Origin of the sequence: Leucobacter japonicus, assembly GCF_001273855.1 — a bacterium.
GTDB classification, from domain to species: Bacteria; Actinomycetota; Actinomycetes; order Actinomycetales; family Microbacteriaceae; genus Leucobacter; species Leucobacter japonicus.
Genome location: NZ_JHBX01000054.1, coordinates 1 through 203 on the forward strand (window position 1 = coordinate 1; position 203 = coordinate 203).

Consider the following 203-nt stretch of genomic DNA (forward strand, 5'->3'; position numbering starts at 1 on the left):
GAACACGACCACCGCCACGGTGTTCGATAGATTCAGGCTGCGGTTGTCCGGCCGCATCGGCAGGCGAATCCGCTGCGTAGCAGGAAACCACTCGCGCCGCTCCTCCGACAATCCGCGCGTTTCCGACCCGAAGACAAACCAGTCGCCTGGCTGGAACGCCATGCTCGCAAACGGCGTCGAGCCGCGCGTGGTGAGCGCAAACA

Annotated in this window: 1 protein-coding gene; it reads right to left on the reverse strand. The window is 64.5% G+C overall.

All coding sequences use genetic code 11. The annotated features are described in order from the left end of the window. Nucleotides 1-203: tRNA (cytidine(34)-2'-O)-methyltransferase (locus tag AMS67_RS00160; protein ID WP_277619533.1), on the reverse strand; the 203-nt coding region annotated here is incomplete at both ends.